Origin of the sequence: Variovorax soli (genome assembly GCF_031454625.1) — a bacterium.
Lineage (GTDB): Bacteria > Pseudomonadota > Gammaproteobacteria > Burkholderiales > Burkholderiaceae_C > Variovorax > Variovorax soli_A.
On record NZ_JAVDRF010000010.1, the window covers coordinates 132161 to 152291 of the forward strand.

19 protein-coding genes and 1 tRNA gene are annotated in these 20131 nt (G+C 68.4%); 16 read left to right on the forward strand and 4 right to left on the reverse strand.

Annotated elements, in window-relative coordinates; all coding sequences use genetic code 11:
* Positions 1-67: 67 nt before the first annotated feature.
* Entirely contained in the window at positions 68-883 is an 816-nt protein-coding gene (gene mutM, locus J2739_RS20815) for a bifunctional DNA-formamidopyrimidine glycosylase/DNA-(apurinic or apyrimidinic site) lyase (protein ID WP_309905120.1), read from the reverse strand.
* A gap of 81 nt (positions 884-964) precedes the next feature.
* Here mutM and J2739_RS20820 point away from each other — a divergent pair, with 81 nt between their 5' ends.
* From J2739_RS20820 to J2739_RS20855, 8 genes are all read left to right on the forward strand, one after another.
* Positions 965-2788, forward strand: coding sequence for a tetratricopeptide repeat protein (locus J2739_RS20820; protein WP_309905122.1), 1824 nt, complete (start codon positions 965-967; stop codon positions 2786-2788).
* The gene (locus J2739_RS20825) at positions 2785-3276 is read left to right on the forward strand and encodes a lipoprotein insertase outer membrane protein LolB (RefSeq protein ID WP_309905124.1); all 492 of its coding nucleotides are present in this window, start codon (positions 2785-2787) and stop codon (positions 3274-3276) included. The genes J2739_RS20820 and J2739_RS20825 overlap by 4 nt, the downstream gene beginning before the upstream one ends.
* Positions 3273-4136 (forward strand): 4-(cytidine 5'-diphospho)-2-C-methyl-D-erythritol kinase, encoded by an 864-nt coding sequence (ispE, locus tag J2739_RS20830; RefSeq protein ID WP_309905127.1) that lies wholly within the window; start codon positions 3273-3275, stop codon positions 4134-4136. The genes J2739_RS20825 and ispE overlap by 4 nt, the downstream gene beginning before the upstream one ends.
* 69 nt (positions 4137-4205) lie before the next feature.
* Positions 4206-4282, forward strand: a tRNA-Gln gene (locus tag J2739_RS20835).
* Between the two features lie 65 nt (positions 4283-4347).
* A complete protein-coding gene (locus J2739_RS20840; RefSeq protein WP_309905129.1) occupies positions 4348-5322 on the forward strand; it encodes a ribose-phosphate pyrophosphokinase in 975 nt (324 codons plus the stop codon).
* Between the two features lie 97 nt (positions 5323-5419).
* Positions 5420-6073, forward strand: coding sequence for a 50S ribosomal protein L25/general stress protein Ctc (locus tag J2739_RS20845; RefSeq protein ID WP_309905131.1), 654 nt, complete (start codon positions 5420-5422; stop codon positions 6071-6073).
* A gap of 85 nt (positions 6074-6158) precedes the next feature.
* The gene (gene pth / locus J2739_RS20850) at positions 6159-6791 is read left to right on the forward strand and encodes an aminoacyl-tRNA hydrolase (RefSeq protein WP_309905133.1); all 633 of its coding nucleotides are present in this window, start codon (positions 6159-6161) and stop codon (positions 6789-6791) included.
* A 35-nt stretch (positions 6792-6826) separates the two neighbouring features.
* A complete protein-coding gene (locus J2739_RS20855) occupies positions 6827-7270 on the forward strand; it encodes a hypothetical protein (protein ID WP_309905135.1) in 444 nt (147 codons plus the stop codon).
* Here the strand turns inward: J2739_RS20855 and J2739_RS20860 are convergent.
* Positions 7267-7563, reverse strand: a complete 297-nt coding sequence (locus tag J2739_RS20860; RefSeq protein WP_309905138.1) for a YfhL family 4Fe-4S dicluster ferredoxin — start codon at positions 7561-7563, stop codon at positions 7267-7269. The two genes, J2739_RS20855 and J2739_RS20860, sit on opposite strands and share 4 nt — an antisense overlap.
* Positions 7564-7709: 146 nt before the next feature.
* Here J2739_RS20860 and J2739_RS20865 point away from each other — a divergent pair, with 146 nt between their 5' ends.
* The 7 genes from J2739_RS20865 (at position 7710) to J2739_RS20895 (ending at position 15819) form a co-directional block, all read left to right on the forward strand.
* Positions 7710-8660, forward strand: coding sequence for an ABC transporter permease (locus J2739_RS20865; protein WP_309905140.1), 951 nt, complete (start codon positions 7710-7712; stop codon positions 8658-8660).
* The gene (locus J2739_RS20870) at positions 8657-9538 is read left to right on the forward strand and encodes an ABC transporter permease (RefSeq protein ID WP_309905142.1); all 882 of its coding nucleotides are present in this window, start codon (positions 8657-8659) and stop codon (positions 9536-9538) included. The genes J2739_RS20865 and J2739_RS20870 overlap by 4 nt, the downstream gene beginning before the upstream one ends.
* Positions 9539-9551: 13 nt before the next feature.
* Positions 9552-10538 carry an ABC transporter ATP-binding protein gene (locus tag J2739_RS20875; RefSeq protein WP_309905144.1) on the forward strand — a complete coding sequence of 329 codons (987 nt, stop codon included), beginning with the start codon at positions 9552-9554 and terminating at the stop codon, positions 10536-10538.
* Positions 10539-10597: 59 nt separating this feature from the next.
* Positions 10598-11401: an ATP-binding cassette domain-containing protein gene (locus tag J2739_RS20880; RefSeq protein ID WP_309905146.1), complete on the forward strand. Its 804-nt coding sequence runs from the start codon at positions 10598-10600 to the stop codon at positions 11399-11401.
* Between the two features lie 84 nt (positions 11402-11485).
* The gene (locus tag J2739_RS20885) at positions 11486-12979 is read left to right on the forward strand and encodes an ABC transporter substrate-binding protein (protein WP_309905148.1); all 1494 of its coding nucleotides are present in this window, start codon (positions 11486-11488) and stop codon (positions 12977-12979) included.
* Positions 12976-14382, forward strand: coding sequence for an amidase (locus J2739_RS20890; protein WP_309905150.1), 1407 nt, complete (start codon positions 12976-12978; stop codon positions 14380-14382). Before J2739_RS20885 ends, J2739_RS20890 begins: the two co-directional genes overlap by 4 nt.
* Before the next feature lie 93 nt (positions 14383-14475).
* Positions 14476-15819 (forward strand): tetratricopeptide repeat protein, encoded by a 1344-nt coding sequence (locus tag J2739_RS20895; protein WP_309905151.1) that lies wholly within the window; start codon positions 14476-14478, stop codon positions 15817-15819.
* Between the two features lie 89 nt (positions 15820-15908).
* Here the strand turns inward: J2739_RS20895 and J2739_RS20900 are convergent, their stop codons facing one another.
* On the reverse strand, positions 15909-16271 hold the full coding sequence (locus J2739_RS20900; protein WP_309905153.1) for an SPW repeat protein: 363 nt from the start codon (positions 16269-16271) through the stop codon (positions 15909-15911).
* A gap of 152 nt (positions 16272-16423) precedes the next feature.
* Between J2739_RS20900 and J2739_RS20905 the strand changes: the two genes are divergently transcribed.
* Complete coding sequence (locus tag J2739_RS20905; protein ID WP_309905155.1) at positions 16424-19429, forward strand: transglycosylase domain-containing protein; 3006 nt, start codon at positions 16424-16426, stop codon at positions 19427-19429.
* A gap of 10 nt (positions 19430-19439) precedes the next feature.
* Here J2739_RS20905 and J2739_RS20910 read toward each other — a convergent pair whose 3' ends face one another.
* Positions 19440-20105, reverse strand: coding sequence for a histidine phosphatase family protein (locus J2739_RS20910; RefSeq protein ID WP_309905156.1), 666 nt, complete (start codon positions 20103-20105; stop codon positions 19440-19442).
* Between the last annotated feature and the right edge of the window lie 26 nt (positions 20106-20131).

The following is a 20131-nucleotide window of genomic DNA, read 5'->3' on the forward strand; positions in this document are numbered from 1 at the left end:
CGTGTAAGGGTTGCTTACAAAATATTAGCACCCACTTGGCGCTGCGTGGCAGTAGTCTGCCGGGCTTTCAGTACTTTTGGCACTTCGGGCAAAAATAAGTGGAGCGCTGACCCTGGCGCACCTGCCGCACCGGAGTGGCGCACACCCGGCATGGCTCGCCGGCGCGGCCGTAGACGGTGGCCTCCAACTGGAAATACCCGCTCTGCCCATCGACATTGGAGAAATCCCGCAGCGTGCTGCCGCCACGCTCGACCGCCCGCGCGAGGATTTCCCGCACCGCCGCGTGCAGCCGCAGCGCGCGCGGCCGGCTGATGCGGGACGCAGACAGGCTCGGACGAATGCCGGCCTGGAACAGCGCCTCGGAGGCGTAGATGTTGCCGACGCCCACCACCAGGTCGCCCGCCAGCAGCACCTGCTTGATCGGTGCCTTGCGGCGCCTGAGGCCTGCGTGGAAGCGATCGGCATCGAAGCTCGCCTCCAGCGGCTCCATCCCCAGGCCACCCAGCAGCTTGATCGCCAGCGGCGCAGCTTCGTCTTCTGCGTACACCACCGCGCCGAAGCGCCGCGGATCATTGAGCCGCAGCGTGCCGAGGCTCGTCACGAGATCGAAATGATCGTGCACCCCGGGCTCGGGCAGCAGGGTGTCGAAACGCAGGCTGCCTGACATACCCAGGTGCATCAGCAACAGGCCGACGTCCATGTCGACCAGCAGATATTTGCCCCGTCTGCGCACGGCGTGCACCGTGCGCCCGACCAGCGCCGCGGGATCCACGGCGAGGGCCCATCGAAGCGGCTTGCCCAGCCGCACCGCTTCGATGCGCGCACCTTCAATGCGCTTGGCGAAACCGAGCCGCGTGACTTCAACTTCGGGCAGTTCAGGCATGGAGGAAGGCTGACATCAAAACAGGGCGAGATCGAAGCCCCGCGCGGCCATCGCTCGAAAACCTTGGATTATTATGGCTCGATGATCCCCTCGCTCCGCCGATCCCGCCTTGCGGCGGCCGCGCTTTTGGCCCTCGTCTCCCTGGCTGCGCACGCGCAACCCATCACGCCCGCCCCCGCAGCACCGACCAGCCCTGCGCCCCTCGTCGAACCGGCGGCGCCGCCCGTGACGACCGCTGCGGCCACCGCCGCGCGCGAAGAAAAAGCGCAACCGTCGGCGATGACCGCCGAGCTCTTTTACGAAGTGCTGATGGCCGAGCTGACGGCACGCTCCGGCGACCCCGGTTCGGGCTATGCGCTGGTGCTGGATGCAGCGCGCCGCTCGCGCGACGCCAAGCTGTTCCAGCGCGCCGTGGAGATCGCGCTCCAGGCGCGTTCCGGCGACGCCGCGCTGGCCGCGGCGCGCGCCTGGAAGGAGAGCCTCCCCGACTCGCGAGAGGCTCGTCGCTTCGAGCTGCAGATCCTCATCGCACTGAACCGCATCGCCGAAACCGTCGAGCCGCTCAAGGCCGAACTGGCAGCCACGCCCCAGGTAGAGCGGCCCTTCCTCATGGCCCTGATCGCGCGCAACTACGCCCGGGCCACCGACAAGAAGCTGGCGGCTTCGGTCGTCGAACAGGCGCTGGCGGAGGAACTCAAGAGCCCGGCCACCGGTGGCCCGGCCTGGACCACCATAGGCCGCCTGCGCTTGGCGGCGGGCGACGCGGCTGGCACGCTCGAAGCCGCGCGCAAGGGCGAGGAGATCGACCCGTCGGCCGATGGGCCGGCCATGCTGGCCCTCGAACTGGTGGACCCTGCCCAGCCGGAGGCCGAGACGCTGGTCAAGCGCTACCTTGCCGGCCCCAAGGCCCTCCCCGAGATGCGCATTGCCTACGCGCGCGTGCTGGTGGAGGGCCGCCGCTACACCGATGCGAGCGCGGAGCTCGCCGCGCTGACCGCCGCACGCCCCGAATTGCCCGAGCCCTGGCTGCTGCTGGGCAGCCTGCAGGCCCAGGCACGCCAGGATGCGGCAGCCGAATCCTCGCTCAAGCGCTATATCGCGATGGCCGATACCCAGCCCGATGCCGAAGCGCGCGGCCGCGGCCAGACCCAGGCTTTCCTGCTGCTGGCGCAGCTGGCGGAACGCCGCAAGGACTTCGTGGGCGCCGAGCACTGGCTGTCGCGTATCGACAGTACCGAAGATCTGGTGGGCGCGCAGACGCGGCGCGCCGCGCTGCTGGCCCGGCAGGGCAAGCTGCCCCAGGCGCGGGAGCTGGTCCGGGCCCTGCCGGAGCGCACCGAAGAGGACAAGAAGCAAAAGTTCATGGCCGAAGTCCAACTGCTGCGGGACGCCAAGCAGTACCAGGCCGCCTACGACATGCTGACGCAGGCCAGCTCGGCCAAGCCCGAGGACACGGACCTGATCTACGACAAGGCGATGGTGGCCGAGAAGCTGAACCGCCTCGACGAAATGGAGCGCCTGCTGCGCAGGCTGATCGAGCTCAAGCCTGACAACCAGAACGCCTATAACGCGCTCGGCTACTCGCTCGCCGATCGCAAGGTCCGCCTCGAGGAGGCGCGCACGCTGATCAAGAAGGCCGTGCAGCTTGCGCCCGAGGATCCGTTCATCGCCGACAGCCTCGGGTGGGTCGAGTTCAGGCTCGGCAACAGCGACGAAGCCATGCGCATTCTCGAGGCCGCCTACAAGCGCAGGCCCGACCCCGAGATCGGGGCGCATCTCGGCGAGGTGCTCTGGGTCAAGGGCGAGCGCGATCGCGCCATGTCGATCTGGAAGGAAGTCTTCCTGGTCGATGCGGACAACGAGACGCTGCAGGAGACGCTCAAGCGCCTGCGGGTGAAGCTTTGAAGCGTCGCGTCGCCCTTTGCGCAGGTTGGGCCGGCCTGCTGTTGGCGGCGGGTTGCGCCAGCCCTGGCGGCCCGCCGGGCGAACCTTCCGGGCAGGCTTGGAGCGGCCGGCTTTCGCTGCGCGTCGACAGCGAACCGGTACAGACTTTCTCGGCCCTGTTCGAACTGCGCGGCGTTCCGCAGGCCGGCGAGCTCATCCTCACGAGCCCCATCGGCAACACACTGGCCCAGCTGCATTGGGCGCCGGGCGAAGCCTTGCTGAAGAACGGCAGCCAGACACGGCGTTTCGACTCGGTCGACGCGCTCATCGAGGCCGCCACGGGCGCCGTCATCCCGGTCGGCGCGCTGTTCGGCTGGCTGGCCGGTCGCGAAGAGCGGGTGCCCGGCTGGCGGCCGGACCTCTCCCAGGTTAGCGCAGGCCGGCTTCAGGCCATACGCGAGTCCCCACAGCCGCGGGCGGATCTGCGCATCGTCTTCGAACGCGCATGAAGGCGATCTACGACCTTCCGGCACCGGCCAAGCTCAATCTCTTTCTGCACATCACCGGCCGGCGTGCAGACGGGTACCACCTGCTGCAGTCGGTGTTCATGCTGATCGACTGGTGCGACACCCTGCATGTGGAGTTGCGCAGTGACGGCCAGCTCACGCGCGAGGACCTCACAACGCCCCTGCCGTCCGATGACCTGGTGCTGCGCGCCGCCAAGGCACTCCAGGCTTTCTCCGGAACGACGCAGGGCGCCCACATCGGCATTGCGAAAGAGGTGCCGACGCAGGCCGGCATGGGCGGCGGCTCCTCGGACGCGGCCACGTGTCTGCTGGCGCTCAACCGTTTGTGGGGCCTGGACCTGCCGCGGTCGAAGCTGGAGCAGATCGGGCTGACGCTGGGCGCCGACGTTCCCTTTTTCCTCCGGGGGCGCAACGCCTGGATCGAAGGCATCGGCGAACAGATCACGCCGATCGAGGTGCCGCCGGGGCGGTTCGCGGTCGTCAAGCCGACCGAAGGGCTGGATACCCGTCTTATTTTTGCAGCACCCGATCTTCAACGCGCCACGCCTGCTGCTATAATTTCTGGCTTTGCTGCACACGCTGAACGAGACGGGGGCGAGATCAAGAGTCTCGGCTTCGGTCGCAACGATCTGCAGCCGGTTGCAGAGAGGCTGTGTCCCGCCGTCACCGACGCCATTGCATGGCTCGGTCATCACGGACTCCAGGCTCGCATGACCGGTTCGGGGAGTTCGGTGTTCGCGGCAATGACGCATGACGTTGAACTGGCCAGTGCGCCCTCGGGCTGGCAGGTTCGCAAGTGCAGCAATCTGGCCATTCATCCCATGGTGGGTTGGGCGGTCTAGAAGGTCAGAGCGCTTTTGTGGTCTGATGCGACGTATATCGGTGGGTGGCTTCTGGCCGCCAACCTGTGTAGGGGAGTCGCCAAGCTGGTTAAGGCACTGGATTTTGATTCCAGCATGCAAAGGTTCGAATCCTTTCTCCCCTGCCAAATCCTCATTCACGAGAGTATTGGCGGCCCCTCAAACGGGCCATTTCCTTTTTGCCGGGACGCTCATGCAGGCTCACCATCCTGATTTCATGGTTTTCACCGGCAACGCCAATCCTGGCCTTGCCGCCGAGATCGCGCAGAACCTGGGCACCTCGCTGGGCGCCGCCCGCGTCGGGCGCTTCTCCGACGGCGAAGTCACCGTCGAGATCAACCAGAACGTCCGCGCGCGCGACGTGTTCGTGGTCCAGTCCACCTGCGCGCCGACCAACGAAAACCTGATGGAACTGCTCATCATGGTCGACGCGCTCAAGCGCGCCTCGGCCGAGCGCATCAGTGCCGTCATCCCCTACTACGGCTATGCGCGCCAGGACCGCCGTCCGCGCTCGAGCCGGGTGCCGATTTCCGCCAAGGTCGTAGCCAATCTGCTCGAAACCGTGGGTGTGGCCCGTGTGCTGACCATGGACTTGCACGCCGACCAGATCCAGGGCTTCTTCGATATCCCCGTCGACAACATCTACGCCTCGCCCGTGCTGTTGGGCGACCTGCGCCAACAGAACTACGAAGACCTGATCGTGGTCTCGCCCGACGTCGGCGGCGTGGTGCGCGCACGCGCATTGGCCAAGCAGCTCAATTGCGACCTCGCCATCATCGACAAGCGCCGCCCTCGCGCCAATGTGAGCGAAGTCATGCACGTGATCGGCGAAATCGACGGCCGCAACTGCGTGATCATGGACGACATGATCGACACCGCCGGAACGCTGGTGAAGGCTGCCGAGGTGCTGAAGGAACGCGGTGCGAAGAAGGTGTACGCCTACTGCACGCACCCCATCTTCTCGGGCCCCGCCATCGAGCGCATCGCCAAGGGCAGCGCACTCGACGAAGTGGTCGTGACCAACACGATCCCGCTCAACGATGGCGCGACGGGCTGCGCCAAGATCCGCCAGCTCTCCGTGGCGCCGCTGATCGCGGAGACGATCCAGCGCATCGCCAAGGGCGAGTCGGTGATGAGTTTGTTCTCGGACCAGGAGAACCTCTTCTGAGGTTTCTTCAGGCCTGAGCAAGAAGCCGGGCGCCCTCGCGGCGCCCTTTTTAAACCGGAGTCGCACTGGTCGCGGTCGACTTCCACAGGAGTGAGTCATGAAATTCGTCGCTTATGAGCGCGCCAAGCAGGGCACGGGTGCGAGCCGCCGTCTCCGCATTTCGGGCAAGACGCCCGGTATCGTCTATGGGGGCGAAGGCCAGCCCCAGCTGATCGAGCTCGATCACAATGCGCTGTGGCATGCACTCAAGAAGGAAGCCTTCCACTCTTCCATCCTCGAGATGGAAATGGGCGGCGCCACCAGCAAGGTGCTGCTGCGCGACGTGCAATACCACCCCTTCCGTCCGCTGGTGCAGCACGTGGACTTCCAGCGCGTCGATGCCCGCACGCGCATGACCGTCAAGGTGCCGCTGCACTTCAAGGGCGAGGAAGAGTCCACCGCCGTCAAGCTGGACCACAACCTCGTGAACCACGTGATGACCGAACTCGAAGTCAGCTGCCTGCCCGCTGATCTGCCCGAGTTCATCGAGGTGGACCTCTCCGGCTTGACCAAGAACGCAACGCTGCACGTCAGCGACATCAAGCTGCCCAAGGGCCTGAAGTACATCAGCCACGGCAGGGGCAACCCGGTGGTGGTGTCGGCCGTTGCGCCGCTGGTGGCTGAAGAAGCCGCGCCGGCAGAAGGTACCGCGGAAGCCGCGCCGGCCGCTGCCAAGACGGACGCCAAGGCTGCGCCCGCCAAGAAGAAGTAATCGCCTCGCGCGCTGCTTCGCCACGACGGCCCGCCTCGCGCGGGCCTTTTTATTTTGGCGGACGGCGACGCCATAATTCCGCCCCATGATCAAGTTGTTCGTCGGTCTCGGCAATCCCGGTCCCGAGTACGAAGCCACGCGGCACAACGCCGGCTTCTGGTGGATCGACGCGCTGGCCCGCGAGCGCAAGCTCACGCTGGCGCCGGAGCGCAGCTACCACGGGCTGGTGGCCCGCATGCAGGTGGGCGGCCAGCCGGTGTGGCTGCTGGAGCCGCAGACTTTCATGAATCTCTCGGGCAAGTCGGTGGCCGCCCTGGCCCGCTTCTTCAAGATCGAGCCCTGCGAGATCCTCGTGGTGCACGACGAGCTCGACGTGGTGCCGGGCCAGGCCAAGCTGAAGCGCGGCGGCAGCCACGCGGGGCACAACGGGCTGCGAGACATCCATGCGCAGCTGGGCACCGACGATTACTGGCGGCTGCGCCTGGGCATCGGCCATCCTGGCGTCAGGTCCGAGGTGATCGGCTGGGTGCTGAAGAAACCATTGAAAGAACAGCGCGACGCCATCGACGACGCGATCGCCCGCACCTTGCACGCCTTCCCGGCCCTGGTCGCCGGCGAAATGGACAAGGCAACGCTGCTGATCCACACGAGCAAGCCGCCGCGCCCCAAACCGCCGCGGCGAGAGCCGGGCGAAGGCGGACCGCCCGCTCCGGCCTGAGCGGAACCATCCAAGCAAAAGGGAGAGTCAAAAGAATGAAGAAATCGAGATCCAGGATCGCTACCCTGGCCATGGCGGCTTGCTTGTGCAGCTCGCCTGCGGCAGCGGCCGGCAACGCTGCCGCCTGGCGCTGCGGCAATACCTACACCGACCAGCCTTGCGCGGACGGCAAGGCACTCGCCCTCGACGACGCGCGCGATGCAGCCCAGAAGCGGGACGCCGATCGCGCGACCGTCGACGCGCAGAGCGCCGGCGACCGGCTCGAACGCGAGCGACTGCGGCAGGAAAAAGCGCAGGCCGTCCGCCAGGCCACGCTCATCGACAGCAGGCCTGCGATGCCGAGGCCGGAGGCCGACAGTCCGAAGAAAAAGAAGAAGGGCAAGAAGGCGCCCGATTACTTCAGCGCCCACGACCCGGTGGCCACGGCGAAGAAGAAAGCAGAGAAGGCAGCCGGTCGCCGCAGCGCAGACAACCGCTAGTGGGCTTGCGCGGCCGCGGGCGGTTTGCCCTCGGCCGCGCTCGCCTTCGCTGCGGCCAGCCGCTCGAACTTCTGCCAGAGGGTTTCGTGCGACTCGATGTGGGCCGGGTTCTTGGGGATGCAGGCCACGGGACACACCTGCACGCACTGCGGCTCGTCGAAGTGGCCCACGCATTCGGTGCACTTGTGCGGGTCGATCTCGTAGATCTCCTCGCCCATGTAGATCGCATCGTTGGGGCACTCGGGCTCGCAGACGTCGCAGTTGATGCATTCGTCGGTGATCATGAGGGCCATGGAGCGGATTATCCGTCCCCTGCTGCCAGGCCGCCCGGAGGCGGCCGAAGCCCCCATCGGCGGCAGTGAAGGCGCCCCGCCGAAAGTGGGAGTCGCCATTTCCGGCATGGTCATTGCGTCTGTCGGGTTATGCTGCGCCCCGCCCCATGAGTCTCTTCCTGTTCAAGCGCTTCGTGACGCTGATCGCCACCTTGATCGGCGCTTCCGTCATCGTCTTCCTCGTGCTCGAGATCCTGCCCGGCAACGCCGCGCAGATGCTCATGGGCCCCGATGCCTCGCCCGAGGCCGTCGCGGCCCTGGCCGCCAAGCTGGGCCTGAACCAGCCCGCCTGGACCCGCTACTGGCAATGGATCGGCGGCCTGCTCACCGGCGATCTCGGCGACAGCTACGCCTACAGCACGCCGGTGATCGAGCTGGTCCTCGAGCGCCTGTCGCTGACCGTGCCGCTGGCGCTGCTCGCGATGGCCTTCACCACCGTGCTCGCCCTGCTGGTGGGCGTGACCGCCGCGGCACGCCACAACAAGCTGGGCGACGTCGGCCTGATGGGACTGACGCAGGTGGGCATCGCCATCCCCAACTTCTGGTTCGCCATCCTGCTGATCCTGGTCTTCTCGGTGCAGTTGCAGTGGTTCTCGGCCGGCGGCTTCGAGGGCTGGGACGACGGGGTGCTCGCCGGGCTCAAGGCGCTGCTGCTGCCCGCGCTCTCGCTCGCCGTGGTGCAGGCCGCGATCCTGGCGCGCATCACCCGCTCTGCCGTGCTGGAGGTGATGCGCGAGGATTTCGTCCGCACCGCGCGCGCCAAGGGCGTGTCGCAGCGCGCCGTGCTGTGGACCCATGTACTGCGCAACGCGATGATCCCCGTGATCACCGTCATGGGCATGCAGTTCTCCGAGTTGCTGGCCGGCACCATCGTGGTGGAAAACGTGTTCTATCTCCCGGGCCTCGGCCGGCTGATCTTCCAGGCCATCAGCAATCGCGACCTGATCGTGGTGCGCAACTGCGTGATGCTGCTGGCGGCAATGGTGGTGATCGTCAACTTCGTGGTGGACGTGCTCTACGCCGTCATCGATCCGCGCATCAAGGCGAGCGACATATGAGCGCCGCTCCTGCTTCCATTCCCAGCGCTGCCGCATTCAAGGTCCCCGGCTTCTGGCGCCGCGCCCTGCATCACCGCAGCTTCGTCCTTGGCGGGGTGCTCACGCTGCTGCTGGTCCTGGCCGCCGCGGTGTCCCTGGCCTGGACGCCGTGGTCGCCCTACGAGATGGACATCGCCAACAAGCTCAAGCCGCCCACGGCCGCCCACTGGCTGGGCACCGACACCTTCGGGCGCGACGTGGCATCGCTGCTGCTGGTGGGCGCGCGCGCCTCCATCCTGGTGGGCTTGATTGCGGTCGGCATCGGCCTCGTGGTCGGCACGGCGCTGGGCCTGCTCGCGGCAGCGAGGCGCGGCTGGGTCGAGGAAGCCATCATGCGCTTCGCCGACTTCTCGATGGCCTTCCCGGCAATCCTCTCGGCCATCATGATGACGGCGGTCTTCGGCGCCGGCATCGTCAACGCGATCATCGCGATCGGCATCTACAACATCCCGACTTTCGCGCGCATCACGCGCGCCTCGGCCAACGCCATCTGGTCGCGCGAATACGTGGCCGCCGCGAGGGCCTGCGGCAAGGGTGCCTTCGCGATCACCCTGCAGCATGTGCTGCCCAACATCTCGGCGGTGCTGATCGTGCAGTCCACCATCCGCTTCGCCATCGCGATCCTGGCCGAGGCCGCCCTCTCCTATCTTGGCCTGGGCACGCAGCCTCCGCAGCCCTCTTGGGGCCGCATGCTGAGCGAGGCCCAGACCATGATGTTCCAGGCACCGCTGCTCGCGGTGTTCCCCGGCCTCGCGATCGCGCTGGCGGTGCTCGGCCTCAACCTGCTGGGCGACGGCCTGCGCGATCTGCTCGACCCGCGCCTGGCCCGCGCCCGCTGATCTCCAGCCTTCCATGCCTCTGCTCGAAGTCGAAGACCTCCACGTGCAACTGCAGACGCAGCGTGGCCCCGCCGAGGCAGTGCGCGGCATCGGTTTCACGCTCGCGCGCGGCGAGACGCTGGGCATCGTCGGTGAATCGGGCTGTGGCAAGTCGATCACGGTGCAGTCGCTGATGGGGCTGCTGCCTTCGACGGCCAAGGTGACCGGCAGCATCCGCTTCGATGGCACCGAGCTCGTCGGCCTGCCGGAGCGTGCGATGTGCGAGATCCGCGGCAACCGCATCGGCATGATCTCCCAGGAGCCGATGACGGCGCTGAACCCGGTCCACACGATCGGGCGCCAGGTCGGCGAGCCCCTGCGGCTGCATCGCGGCCTGTCGCGGGCCGATGCCCGCAAGGAGACGCTGGCCCTGCTCGAACGCGTCGGCATCCCCGACGCGGCCTCGCGCCTCGACGCCTATCCGCACCAGTTCTCGGGCGGGCAGCGACAGCGCATCGGCATCGCGATGGCGCTGGCCTGCGGGCCCGACCTGCTGATCGCCGACGAACCCACCACCGCGCTGGACGTCACCATCCAGAAGCAGATCCTCGAACTGATCCAGGGCCTGGTGGACGAACGCGGCATGGCCCTGATCCTGATCTCCCACGACCTGGGCGTGATCGCGCAGAACGTCTCGAAGATGCTGGTGATGTACGGCGGCAGCGTGGTGGAGAGCGGGCCCACGGCCACGGTCTTCGCGGAGCGGGCCCACCCCTACACGCAGGGACTGTTCGCCGCCCGGCCGGCGCTCGGCGCGGCGCGCGGGCAGAAGCTGGCCACCATCCGCGGCAGCGTGCCCGATCTGGTCGACCTGCCGGGCGGCTGCCCCTTCGCCGGACGCTGTCGCTTCACCATCGACGACTGCCACGCGACTCGGCCGCCGCCCACGCCCATGCCGCACGGCCACGAGGTGCGCTGCATCCGCCTGGGCCAGGTGATCGCGGAAGGAGCGTCTGCATGAGGCCACAACCGGCGGTGCCGAAAGAGGCTCGCACCGCGGCTGAAGGCGAAGGCAGCCCAATGATCCCGCTCCTCGAAGTCGCCGATCTGGTACGCCACTACAACCTGCCGCGCGAACGCCTCTTCGGCCCGCCGCCCACCGTCAAGGCGCTCAACGGCGTGAGCTTCAGTCTGCAGCCGGGGCGCAGCATGGGCATCGTCGGCGAGTCGGGCTCGGGCAAGTCGACCATCGCGCGCCTGGTGATGGCGCTCGACACCCCGACGGCCGGGACGGTGAAGCTCCTCGGACGCGATCTCCACGCGCTGCCCCGGCACGCGCTGCGCGCGGCGCGGCGCGATGTCCAGATGGTGTTCCAGGACCCCTACGGCTCGCTGGACCCGCGCCAGACCGTGGCGCGCATCGTGGCCGAGCCGCTGGAGGCGCTCGCCGAGACCGGCCGACGCGAGCAGCGTGAGCGGGCCGGCGAATCGCTGGCAGCCGTCGGCCTGCGCAGCGGCGACCTCGACAAGTACCCGCACGAGTTCTCCGGCGGCCAGCGCCAGCGCATCGCGATCGCCCGTGCGCTGATCACGCGCCCCAAGCTCATCGTGGCCGACGAGCCGGTGAGCGCGCTCGACGTCTCGGTGCAGGCACAGGTGTTGAACCTGATGCAGGAGCTGCAGCAGAAGTTCGGCATCAGCTACCTGCTGATCAGCCACGACCTCGCGGTGGTGAACCACCTGTGCGACGAGGTCTGCGTGCTGCACCGCGGCCTGATCGTCGAGCGCGGCGCGCCGCAGCAGCTGTTTGCGCATGCCGAGCATCCGTACACCCAGGCCCTGCTCGCAGCCGTGCCGCGCGCCGAGCCTGCCGCGCTTGCCTGAGCAGGTGCTTGTCCCGAGCACGGTGCGCCTGCGCATGATGTAACGTCGTATTTCCCCTTCTCAGCTTTTGCCTGGAGCCTCGACATGTTGAAACGCCGCACCCTCCTGACCACTGCCGCACTCGCCACCGTGCCGCTCGCGCTACCGCAGGCCGCGCTGGCCCAGGGTCGCAAGGACTCGCTCGTGATCGGCATGACGCTCGAGCCGCCGGGCCTGGACCCGACCACCGGCGCCGCATCCGCCATCGCGGAAATCACCCACTACAACATCTACGAGACGCTGACCAAGATCAACGCCGACGGCAAGGTCACGCCGCTCCTGGCCGAGAGCTGGGAGGTCTCGCCCGACCTCAAGACCTACACGTTCAAACTGCGGCGCGGCGTGAAGTTCCAGAACGGCGAGCCCTTCAACGCACAGACGGTCAAGTTCGCGTTCGATCGGGCAGGCGCCGAGAAAAGCACCAACAAGGACAAGCGCACCTTTGCCAACCTGAGCACCCAGGCCGTCGACGAAAACACCGTGGTGCTGATCAACAAGGAGATCGATCCCGATCTGCCTTTCCTGCTGGGCCAGGCGACCGCCATCATCGTCGAGCCCAAGAGCGCCGACACCAATGCCACCAAGCCGGTCGGCACCGGCCCCTACAAGCTCGACAGCTGGGCCAAGGGCTCCTCGGTCGTGCTGAGCAAGTGGGACGGCTATCGCAATCCCGGCGAGGCCAAGCTGCGGCGTGTCACCTTCCGGTTCATTTCCGACACCGCCGCCCAGGCGGCGGCGCTGATGGCCGGCGACGTCGACGTCTTCAAGCCCATCGGCACCCGCGCGGTCGCGCAGTTCAAGAACAACCCGCAGTTCCAGGTCATCCAGGGCGGCTCGCGCGCCAAGACCATCCTCGCCATCAACAGCAGGAAAAAGCCTCTCAACGACGTGCGCGTGCGCCGCGCCATCCTCGCCGCGATCGATCGCAAGGCGGTGATCGAAGGCGCCGCCGATGGTTTCGGAACGCCCATCGGCAGCCACTACGTGCCCGGCGCGCCCGGCTATGTGGATACTACGGCCATCAACCCGTACGACGTCGAGAAGGCCAAGAAGCTCCTGGCCGACGCGGGCGTCAAGACGCCGCTGGAACTGACGATGACGCTGCCGCCGCCGCCCTATGCGCGCCAGGGCGGTGAGGTGATCGCGGCAGAGCTTGCCAAGATCGGCATCAACGTGAAGATCCAGAATGTCGAATGGGCGCAATGGCTCAGCAACACCTACGGTGGTGCGCACGACTACGACCTCACCATCGTGTCGCACGTCGAACCCTTCGACCTGGGCAACTATGCCAAGCCCGACTACTACTGGGGCTATGACTCCAAGGAGTTCACCGCCCTTTACGCCAAGATCAAGAACACCGCCAACGAGTCCGAACGCAACAAGCTCCTGGGGGATGCACAGAAGCTGCTTGCCACCGACGCAGCGAACGGATTCCTCTACCAGCCTCAGTTCCCCAGCGTCGCCAAGAAGGGCGTCAAGGGGCTGTGGAAGGAAAGCCCGATCTTCGTCAACGACCTCGCGGCGCTGTCCTGGTCGTGAGCAAGGCGCTTCACGACCTGTCGGCAGGCGAACTGCTCGACGCTTACCGCGACGCCCGCCTCTCGCCGGTCGAGGTCACGCAGGCGGTGCTCGACCACATCGCGCGCTGGGAGCCGAAGCTGCAGGCGACATGGCTGCTGCGCCCCGATGCCGCACTGGAGCAGGCACGCGCCTCCGAGGCGCGCTGGCGGCGCGGCGAGCCGCTGGGCCTGCTCGACGGCGTGCCGACCACGATCAAGGAGAACATCGCCACGCGCGGTGACCCGATGCCCGCCGGCACGGCCGCGGCCGAGCTGCGACCGGCTGCCGCTGACGCACCGCCGGCCGCGCGGCTGAAGGAGGCGGGCGCGGTGATCGTCTCCAAGACCACCATGCCCGACTACGGCATGTTGTCCTCCGGCCTCTCGAGCTTCCATACGCTGGCCCGCAATCCCTGGGACCTGTCGAAGACGCCGGGCGGTTCGAGCGCAGGCGCCGGCGCCGCCGCGGCAGCCGGCTACGGCCCGCTGCACATCGGCACCGACATCGGCGGATCGCTGCGGCTGCCGGCGAGCTGGTGCGGCATCTTCACGCTCAAGCCCAGCCTGGGCCGCATTCCGATCGACCCGCCCTACATGGGCCGCGCCGCCGGCCCCATGACGCGCAGCGTCGCCGATGCAGCGCTCATGATGCGGGTGCTGGCCCAGCCCGACGCGCGCGACAGCATGAGCCTTCCGCCGCAGGACATCGCCTGGTCGTCATTCGACGTGGGGGCGGAGCATCTGCGCGGCCTGCGCATCGGCTTGCTGCTCGACGCAGGCTGCGGCCTGGCGGTCGACACCGAGATCCGAGCGGCCGTCGAGGAGGCCGCGCGCCTGTTCGAGCGCGCCGGCGCCGTCGTCGAGGTCCTGCAGCCCTTCATGTCGCAGGCCATGCTGGACGGCATGGACCACCTGTGGCGCATGCGCTCGCTGGTGGACATCGATGCCCTGCCGGCGGAACGGCGCGCCAAGGTGCTGCCCTACATCCGCGCCTGGGCCGAGAGTGCGGCCGGCTTCAGCGGCGAGCACGTGTTCCGGGCCTTCAGCCAGTTCCACGCGACTCGCCTGGCCGCCGTGTCGGCCTGCGCGAAGTACGACTACGTGATCTCGCCCACGGCCCCCAACCTGCCTTCGGATGCCGAGTTGCCCTCGCCCACCAACGACCCGCTGCGACCGCTGGAGCACATCGGATTCACCGTGCCCTTCAACATGTCGGAACAGCCGGCGGCTTCGATCAATTGCGGCTACAGCCGCAGCGGCCTTCCGATCGGACTGCAGATCGCGGGGCACCGCTTCGACGACCTGGGCGTGTTGAAGGTCTCGCGGGCCTTCGAGCTGATCCGCGGGCCGCAACGCCCGTGGCCGCAGCCGCCCGGCGCCTGAACCGAGCCTCTCGGACGAGCTGCGAGGCCGGCAGCTCGCGCGCACGCGTCACGAAGCGACTGAAGATCGGGTGTCGGAGGCAGAATAGCCCGCATGCAAGACAGCCTGGGCAACCCGGTCACGCTGAGCGATCCTTCCAGCCTGCGCGCGGTCAATGACTTCGTCGAAGGCTTCATCGCCTGCGAAGCCCGTGCGGCTGACGCGCTCGCGGCGGCGGAAGACGACAGCCCCCTCGTGCAGGCCTACTGCGCGACGCTGCACCTGTTCGCCGAGTCGCGCGACGCCGTGCCCAATGCGCGTCCCTTCATCCAACGCGCGCAGGCCGGTGCTACGCGCGCCAGTCCGCGCGAGCGGCGCTATATCGAAGCCATCGCGGCCTGGGCCGAGGGTGATATCGCGCGCGCGATCGCCCTGCACCAGGAGCAGGCCCGCGAGCACCCGCGTGATCTGGCCTCGCTCAAGCTCGGGCAGTACCACTGCTTCAACACCGGCGACTGCCCCGGCATGCTGCGGCTCGCGCTCACGGCGCTGCCGGCGGCCGCCGACGTGCCCTACCTGCACGGCATGGCGGCCTTCGGCTATGAGCAATGCCATCGAATGCGGGAGGCCGAGGCCAGCGCGCGCCGCGCGATCGCGATGGAGCGCAAGGAGCCCTGGGCCCACCACGCGCTCGGCCATGTGATGCTGACCGAGGGCCGGCTTTCCGAAGGCCTGGACTTCATGCGGAGCGTGAGCGACAGCTGGACCGGGCTCAACTCCTTCATGGTCACCCACAACTGGTGGCACGTGGCGCTGTTCCTGATCGACCTGGGCCGCGATGCGGAGGCGCTTGCCGTTTACGACGAGCAGGTGTGGGGCGTGGTCAAGGACTACTCGCAGGACCAGATCGGGGCCGTCTCGCTGCTGGCGCGGCTCGAGCTCGCGGGTATCGAGGTGGGCACGCGCTGGCAGGCGCTGGCCGGCTACCTGGTGCAGCGGCTCGACGACCACGTCCTGCCCTTCCTCGACCTGCAGTACCTCTACGGCCTGGCGCGCGCCGCCCGGCCCGAGGCCGAGCGGCTGCTTCGCAACATCGAGGCCTATGCGCCGCAAGCGCCGCCGTCGAGGCGAGCCGCCTGGCAGCGCGTCGGCGTGCCGGCCGCGCGCGGCCTGCTGGCCCATGCGCGCGGCGATGCCGCGGGCGCGATCGAAGGGCTGGGCCTCGCGCTGCCGCGCCTGGTGGAAATCGGCGGCAGTCACGCGCAGCGCGACCTGTTCGAGCAGCTGTACCTCGATGCCCTGATCGCCAGCGGCACGGCCGCAGCGCTGGCGAGCGCGCAGGGCCTGCTGCAACAGCGGGTCAACGCCCAGCCGGAGTCGCTGCGCCTTCGGCGGCAGGCCGATGCGGTCTACGCGGCATTGCAGCTACCGCCACTGGTGCCCGATGCCGCCCCCTGATCACCCGCTGCAGCAGGCGGCGGGCGTGTGGGCGCCGCTGGCCAGTCGCCCCGCCTGGAACGCCTGAACCCGGAACTGTCGCCCCGCGCTCAATGCGCGGCGCCGTGCCACCAGCGGCTGTACTCCTCGTCGGTCAGCAGCGTCCACGCCGCCAGCACCAGCACGACCAGCCCGGTGATGACCGCGGTGAGCATCGCATCGCCGTTGCCATTGAAGCGCAGCACCCAGGGCGACACCATCAGCCACAGGCCGAGCCCCGCCTCGGTCCATTCTTCCCAGGCGCGGGGAAGCAGCATGGCGCCGAGCGCGGCGGCGATCAGCGCGACGCCGACGATCACCGCATTGGGCATGGCCGCCGGATGCGCCGAATAGCCGAGGATCCAGGGCGAAAGTAGCAGCCAGGCACCCAGCGCCCCATTGACCGGGTCTTGCCAATGTTTCAGTTGGAACATGGTTCGTACCTCCAGAGCCGGCAGGAACGCCGGTCCTCCTTGGAGCCTCGTGCCACTCGCGGGTTCCGGATTCCACCGGATCCCAAAAAGGCCGCGAAAGGCGCATCATCCAGCCTGAAGAACCCGCGGTACGGGCTCACAGCGAGGCAGTCGTGGCAAGGCTCAGGACGGTTTTCTGGCTCGGCGCGGCGGTCGCCGCGGTGGCCGCGCTCGTCACCTTCACGGCCGACGAGCTCCGGACTTCGAGGCTGCAGTCGGCCTTCTGGCGCGACCTGGGGCGAGATGCGCGCTTCAGCTTGGAGCCTGGCCCCAGCGATGCCATCCGCTTCCCGCACAGCGGCCCCTACGACGAACGGCTGGGCTACCGCCGGCTCCCCGAGCTCATCGAGCGCCTGCAGGCCCGTGGCTACGAGGTGACGCAGCAGGCCCGCATGTCGCCGCGGCTGATTCAGCTGCACGAGCACGGTCTCTACGGCCCCTACCGCGAGAAGAACCAGGCCGGTCTGACGGTCCGCGACTGCCGCGCCCGCACCCTGTCGCAATCGCGCGTGCCCGAGCGCGTCTACGAGCGCTTCGAGGAAGTGCCGCCGCTGCTGGTGGATGCGCTGCTCTTCGTCGAGGACCGCCACCTGCTCGACACGCAGCCGGCCCAGCGCAATCCCGCGGTCGATCCGGAGCGCTTCGCAAAGGCCACGCTGGAACAACTGCACCGGACGCTCGGCGCGCGGCAATCGGCCTCCGGCGGCAGCACGCTGGCCACCCAGATCGAAAAGTACCGCCACTCGGCGCAGGGCCGCACTTCATCGATCGGCGACAAGCTGCGCCAGATGGCATCGGCCTCGCTGCGGGCCTACCAGGACGGCGAGGACACGCAGGCGCGGCGGCGCCAGGTGGTGGTCGATTACCTGGACACCGTGCCCCTGGCCGCGCGGCCGGGCTTCGGCGAGGTACATGGCCTGGGCGACGGCCTGTGGGCCTGGTACGGGCGCGACATTCGCGAAGTGAACCACCTGCTGTCCGACAACGCGGAGGGCGCTGCACCGTCCGACGAGGCGCAGCGGCGCCAGGCCGAGGCCTTCAAGCAGGCGCTGTCGCTGATGATCGCGCAACGCCGGCCCTCGCAGCACCTGCTGGACAACGGAGCGAGCCTCGCCCGGCTCACCGACAGCTACCTGCGGCTGATGGCCGAGGCGGGCGTCATCTCGACGTCCCTGCGCGACGCGGCGCTGCAAGCCTCCCTGCAGCGGAAGGCCGGCCGGCAAGCGACGCCGCGGCCGGACTTCGTCGAGCGCAAGGGCCTGAATGCCGTGCGCGGCGAAGTGGCCGCCCTGCTCGGCGTGCCCCGTGCCTACGACCTCGAGCGGCTCGACCTCGAGGTGGACGGCACCATGGACAGCGAGGCGCAGGCCATCGCGGCGCAGGCGCTGGCCGCGCTGCGCACGCCGTCCGGCGCGAAGGCTGCAGGGCTTTACGGCCATCATCTGCTCGACCCCGGCGACGATCCGCGCCACCTGGTCTACAGCTTCACGCTGTACGAGCGCGGCGCGCACGCCAACCTGCCGCGCATCCAGGCCGACAACATCGACCAGCCCTTCGATGTGAACCAGGGGGCGCGACTCGACCTCGGCTCCACCGCGAAGCTGCGCACGCTGGTGAGCTACCTCGAGCTGGTCGCCGAGCTGCACGAGCGCTGGGCCGGCCGCGATGCATCCGCCATCGCCGCATGGGCACCGAGCCGGCGCGACCCGCTCGGTGCCTGGGCGCGCGAGTACCTGCTGCGCACCCGGGACCGCAGCCTCGCCCCGATGCTGGAGGCGGCGATGCAGCGGCGCTACTCGGCGGGCGAGGGAGAAGCCTTCTTCACCGGCGGAGGCCTGCACAGCTTCAGCAATTTCGATCGCACGCATGGCGGGCCGATGACGGTACAGGAAGGCTTCAGGCACTCGGTCAACCTGGTGTTCATCCGCGTGATGCGTGACATCGTGCGCCACCGGATGTACGGCGACGAGGCCGTCGGGCGCAACATGCTGGAGGATCCTTCAGACCCGGGCCGGCGGGAGATGCTGGCGTTCTTCGCCGATCGAGAGGGCGCGGCCTATCTGACGCGCTTCTACCGGAAATACCAGGGCAAGTCGCCCGTCGAAGCCGAAGCGCTGCTGCTGAAGGGCGTGCACCCCTCGGCGCCGCGTCTCGCGAGCGTTCTTTTCAGCCTGGAGCCCGAAGCCGGCGAGGCGCAGCTCGACGAACTGCTCACGCGCCGCATGGGACATGGGGCCGGCTCGGCGCGCGCGCTGCGCAAAATGCGCACCACCTACGCCGGCCTGTCGCTGGCCGATCGCGGCTACGTGGCGCGGGTGCATCCGCTGGAGCTTTGGCTGGTCGCCTACCTGCGTCGCCATCCCGGCGCGACGCTGACCGAGGCGCTGGACGCGAGCGTGCAGGAGCGGCAGGACGCCTACGCCTGGCTCTTCAAGACTCGCCACAAGAACGCGCAGGACCGGCGCATCCGCGAGCTGCTCGAGCGCGAAGCCTTCGCCCAGATTCACCGCTCGTGGCAACGCCTGGGTTATCCCTTCGCTTCGCTCACGCCCTCCTACGCAAGCGCGATCGGCGCCTCTGGCGACCGGCCGGCGGCGCTGGCCGAGCTGATGGGCATCCTGGCCAATGACGGCCGGCGGCTGCCGCAGCAGCGGGTGAACGCGCTGCACTTCGCGCGCGACACGCCCTACGAGACACGGCTCGAGGAGCGCGGCGCAGCCCCCCAGCAGCTGCTGCCGCCCGAAGTGGCGCAGGCCGCGCGGCGCGCGCTCGCCGACGTGGTGAACAACGGTACCGCACGCCGCCTCAAGGATGCCGTGCCGGATGCGAGCGGGAGGCCGATCGAGATCGCCGGCAAGACCGGCACCGGTGACCACCGCTTCCAGGTCATCGGTCGTGGCGGACGCGTGATCGCCGAGCGCAAGGTCGAACGCACGGCCACCTTCGTCTTCACGCTCGGCGACCGCTACTTCGGCACGCTGGTGGCCTATGTGCGCGAGCCGTACGCAGCGCGCTACCGCTTTACCAGCGCGCTGCCGGTGCAGCTCCTGCGGACGATGGCGCCGCAGTTGCTGCCGGTGCTCCAGCGCGAGGGCTGCGCCACCGACAGCGGCTCTTGACGAGCGCCTGCTAGCGCAGGTGCCGTCGCTGGTCGTAGCTGGGCTGCGCCGGCATGCCGTCGAGATGCGCGGTGTCGGCCCAATCGAGGATCTCCATCCCGGTAGGCCTCGTGGCGTCGGCAATGCGGATGCGGTTGAAGCCCGCATTGGGAATCGCGCTCTGGCGCGGGCCGTTGAGGCCCAGGCCGTTCGCGGTGCGCCAGACCATGTCGAGCACGCCGCCGTGCGTCACCACCATCACGGTCTGCTGCGGATGCGCGGCTGCGATGCCGGCCAGCGCGCCCATGACGCGTGCATGAAACTCGCGCGGCGACTCGCCCTCGGGCATGCGATGGTCCTCGCTGAACTTGAGCCATTCTTCCCAGGCGCGCGGATGCAGGCGCTGGATCTCGTCGGCGCGCATGCCTTCGACGATGCCGAAGTTCTGCTCGCGCAGTGCGACCGAGCCGACGATCTCGAGCCCGAGCTGGCGTGCGCTCGGCGTCGCCGTCTGCTGCGCGCGCAGCAGGTCGCTGCTCACGAGATGGTGCACCGATTCGCGCGCGAGCCGCAGGCCCAACCGTCGTGCCTGCTCGTGGCCGGTGTCGTTGAGGGGAACGTCGATGTGACCCTGGAATCGCAGCTCGCGATTCCAGTCGGTCTCGCCGTGGCGGATCAGGATGAGTTCAGTGGGCATGGAGTGGGGCTATTGTCCTCGCAATG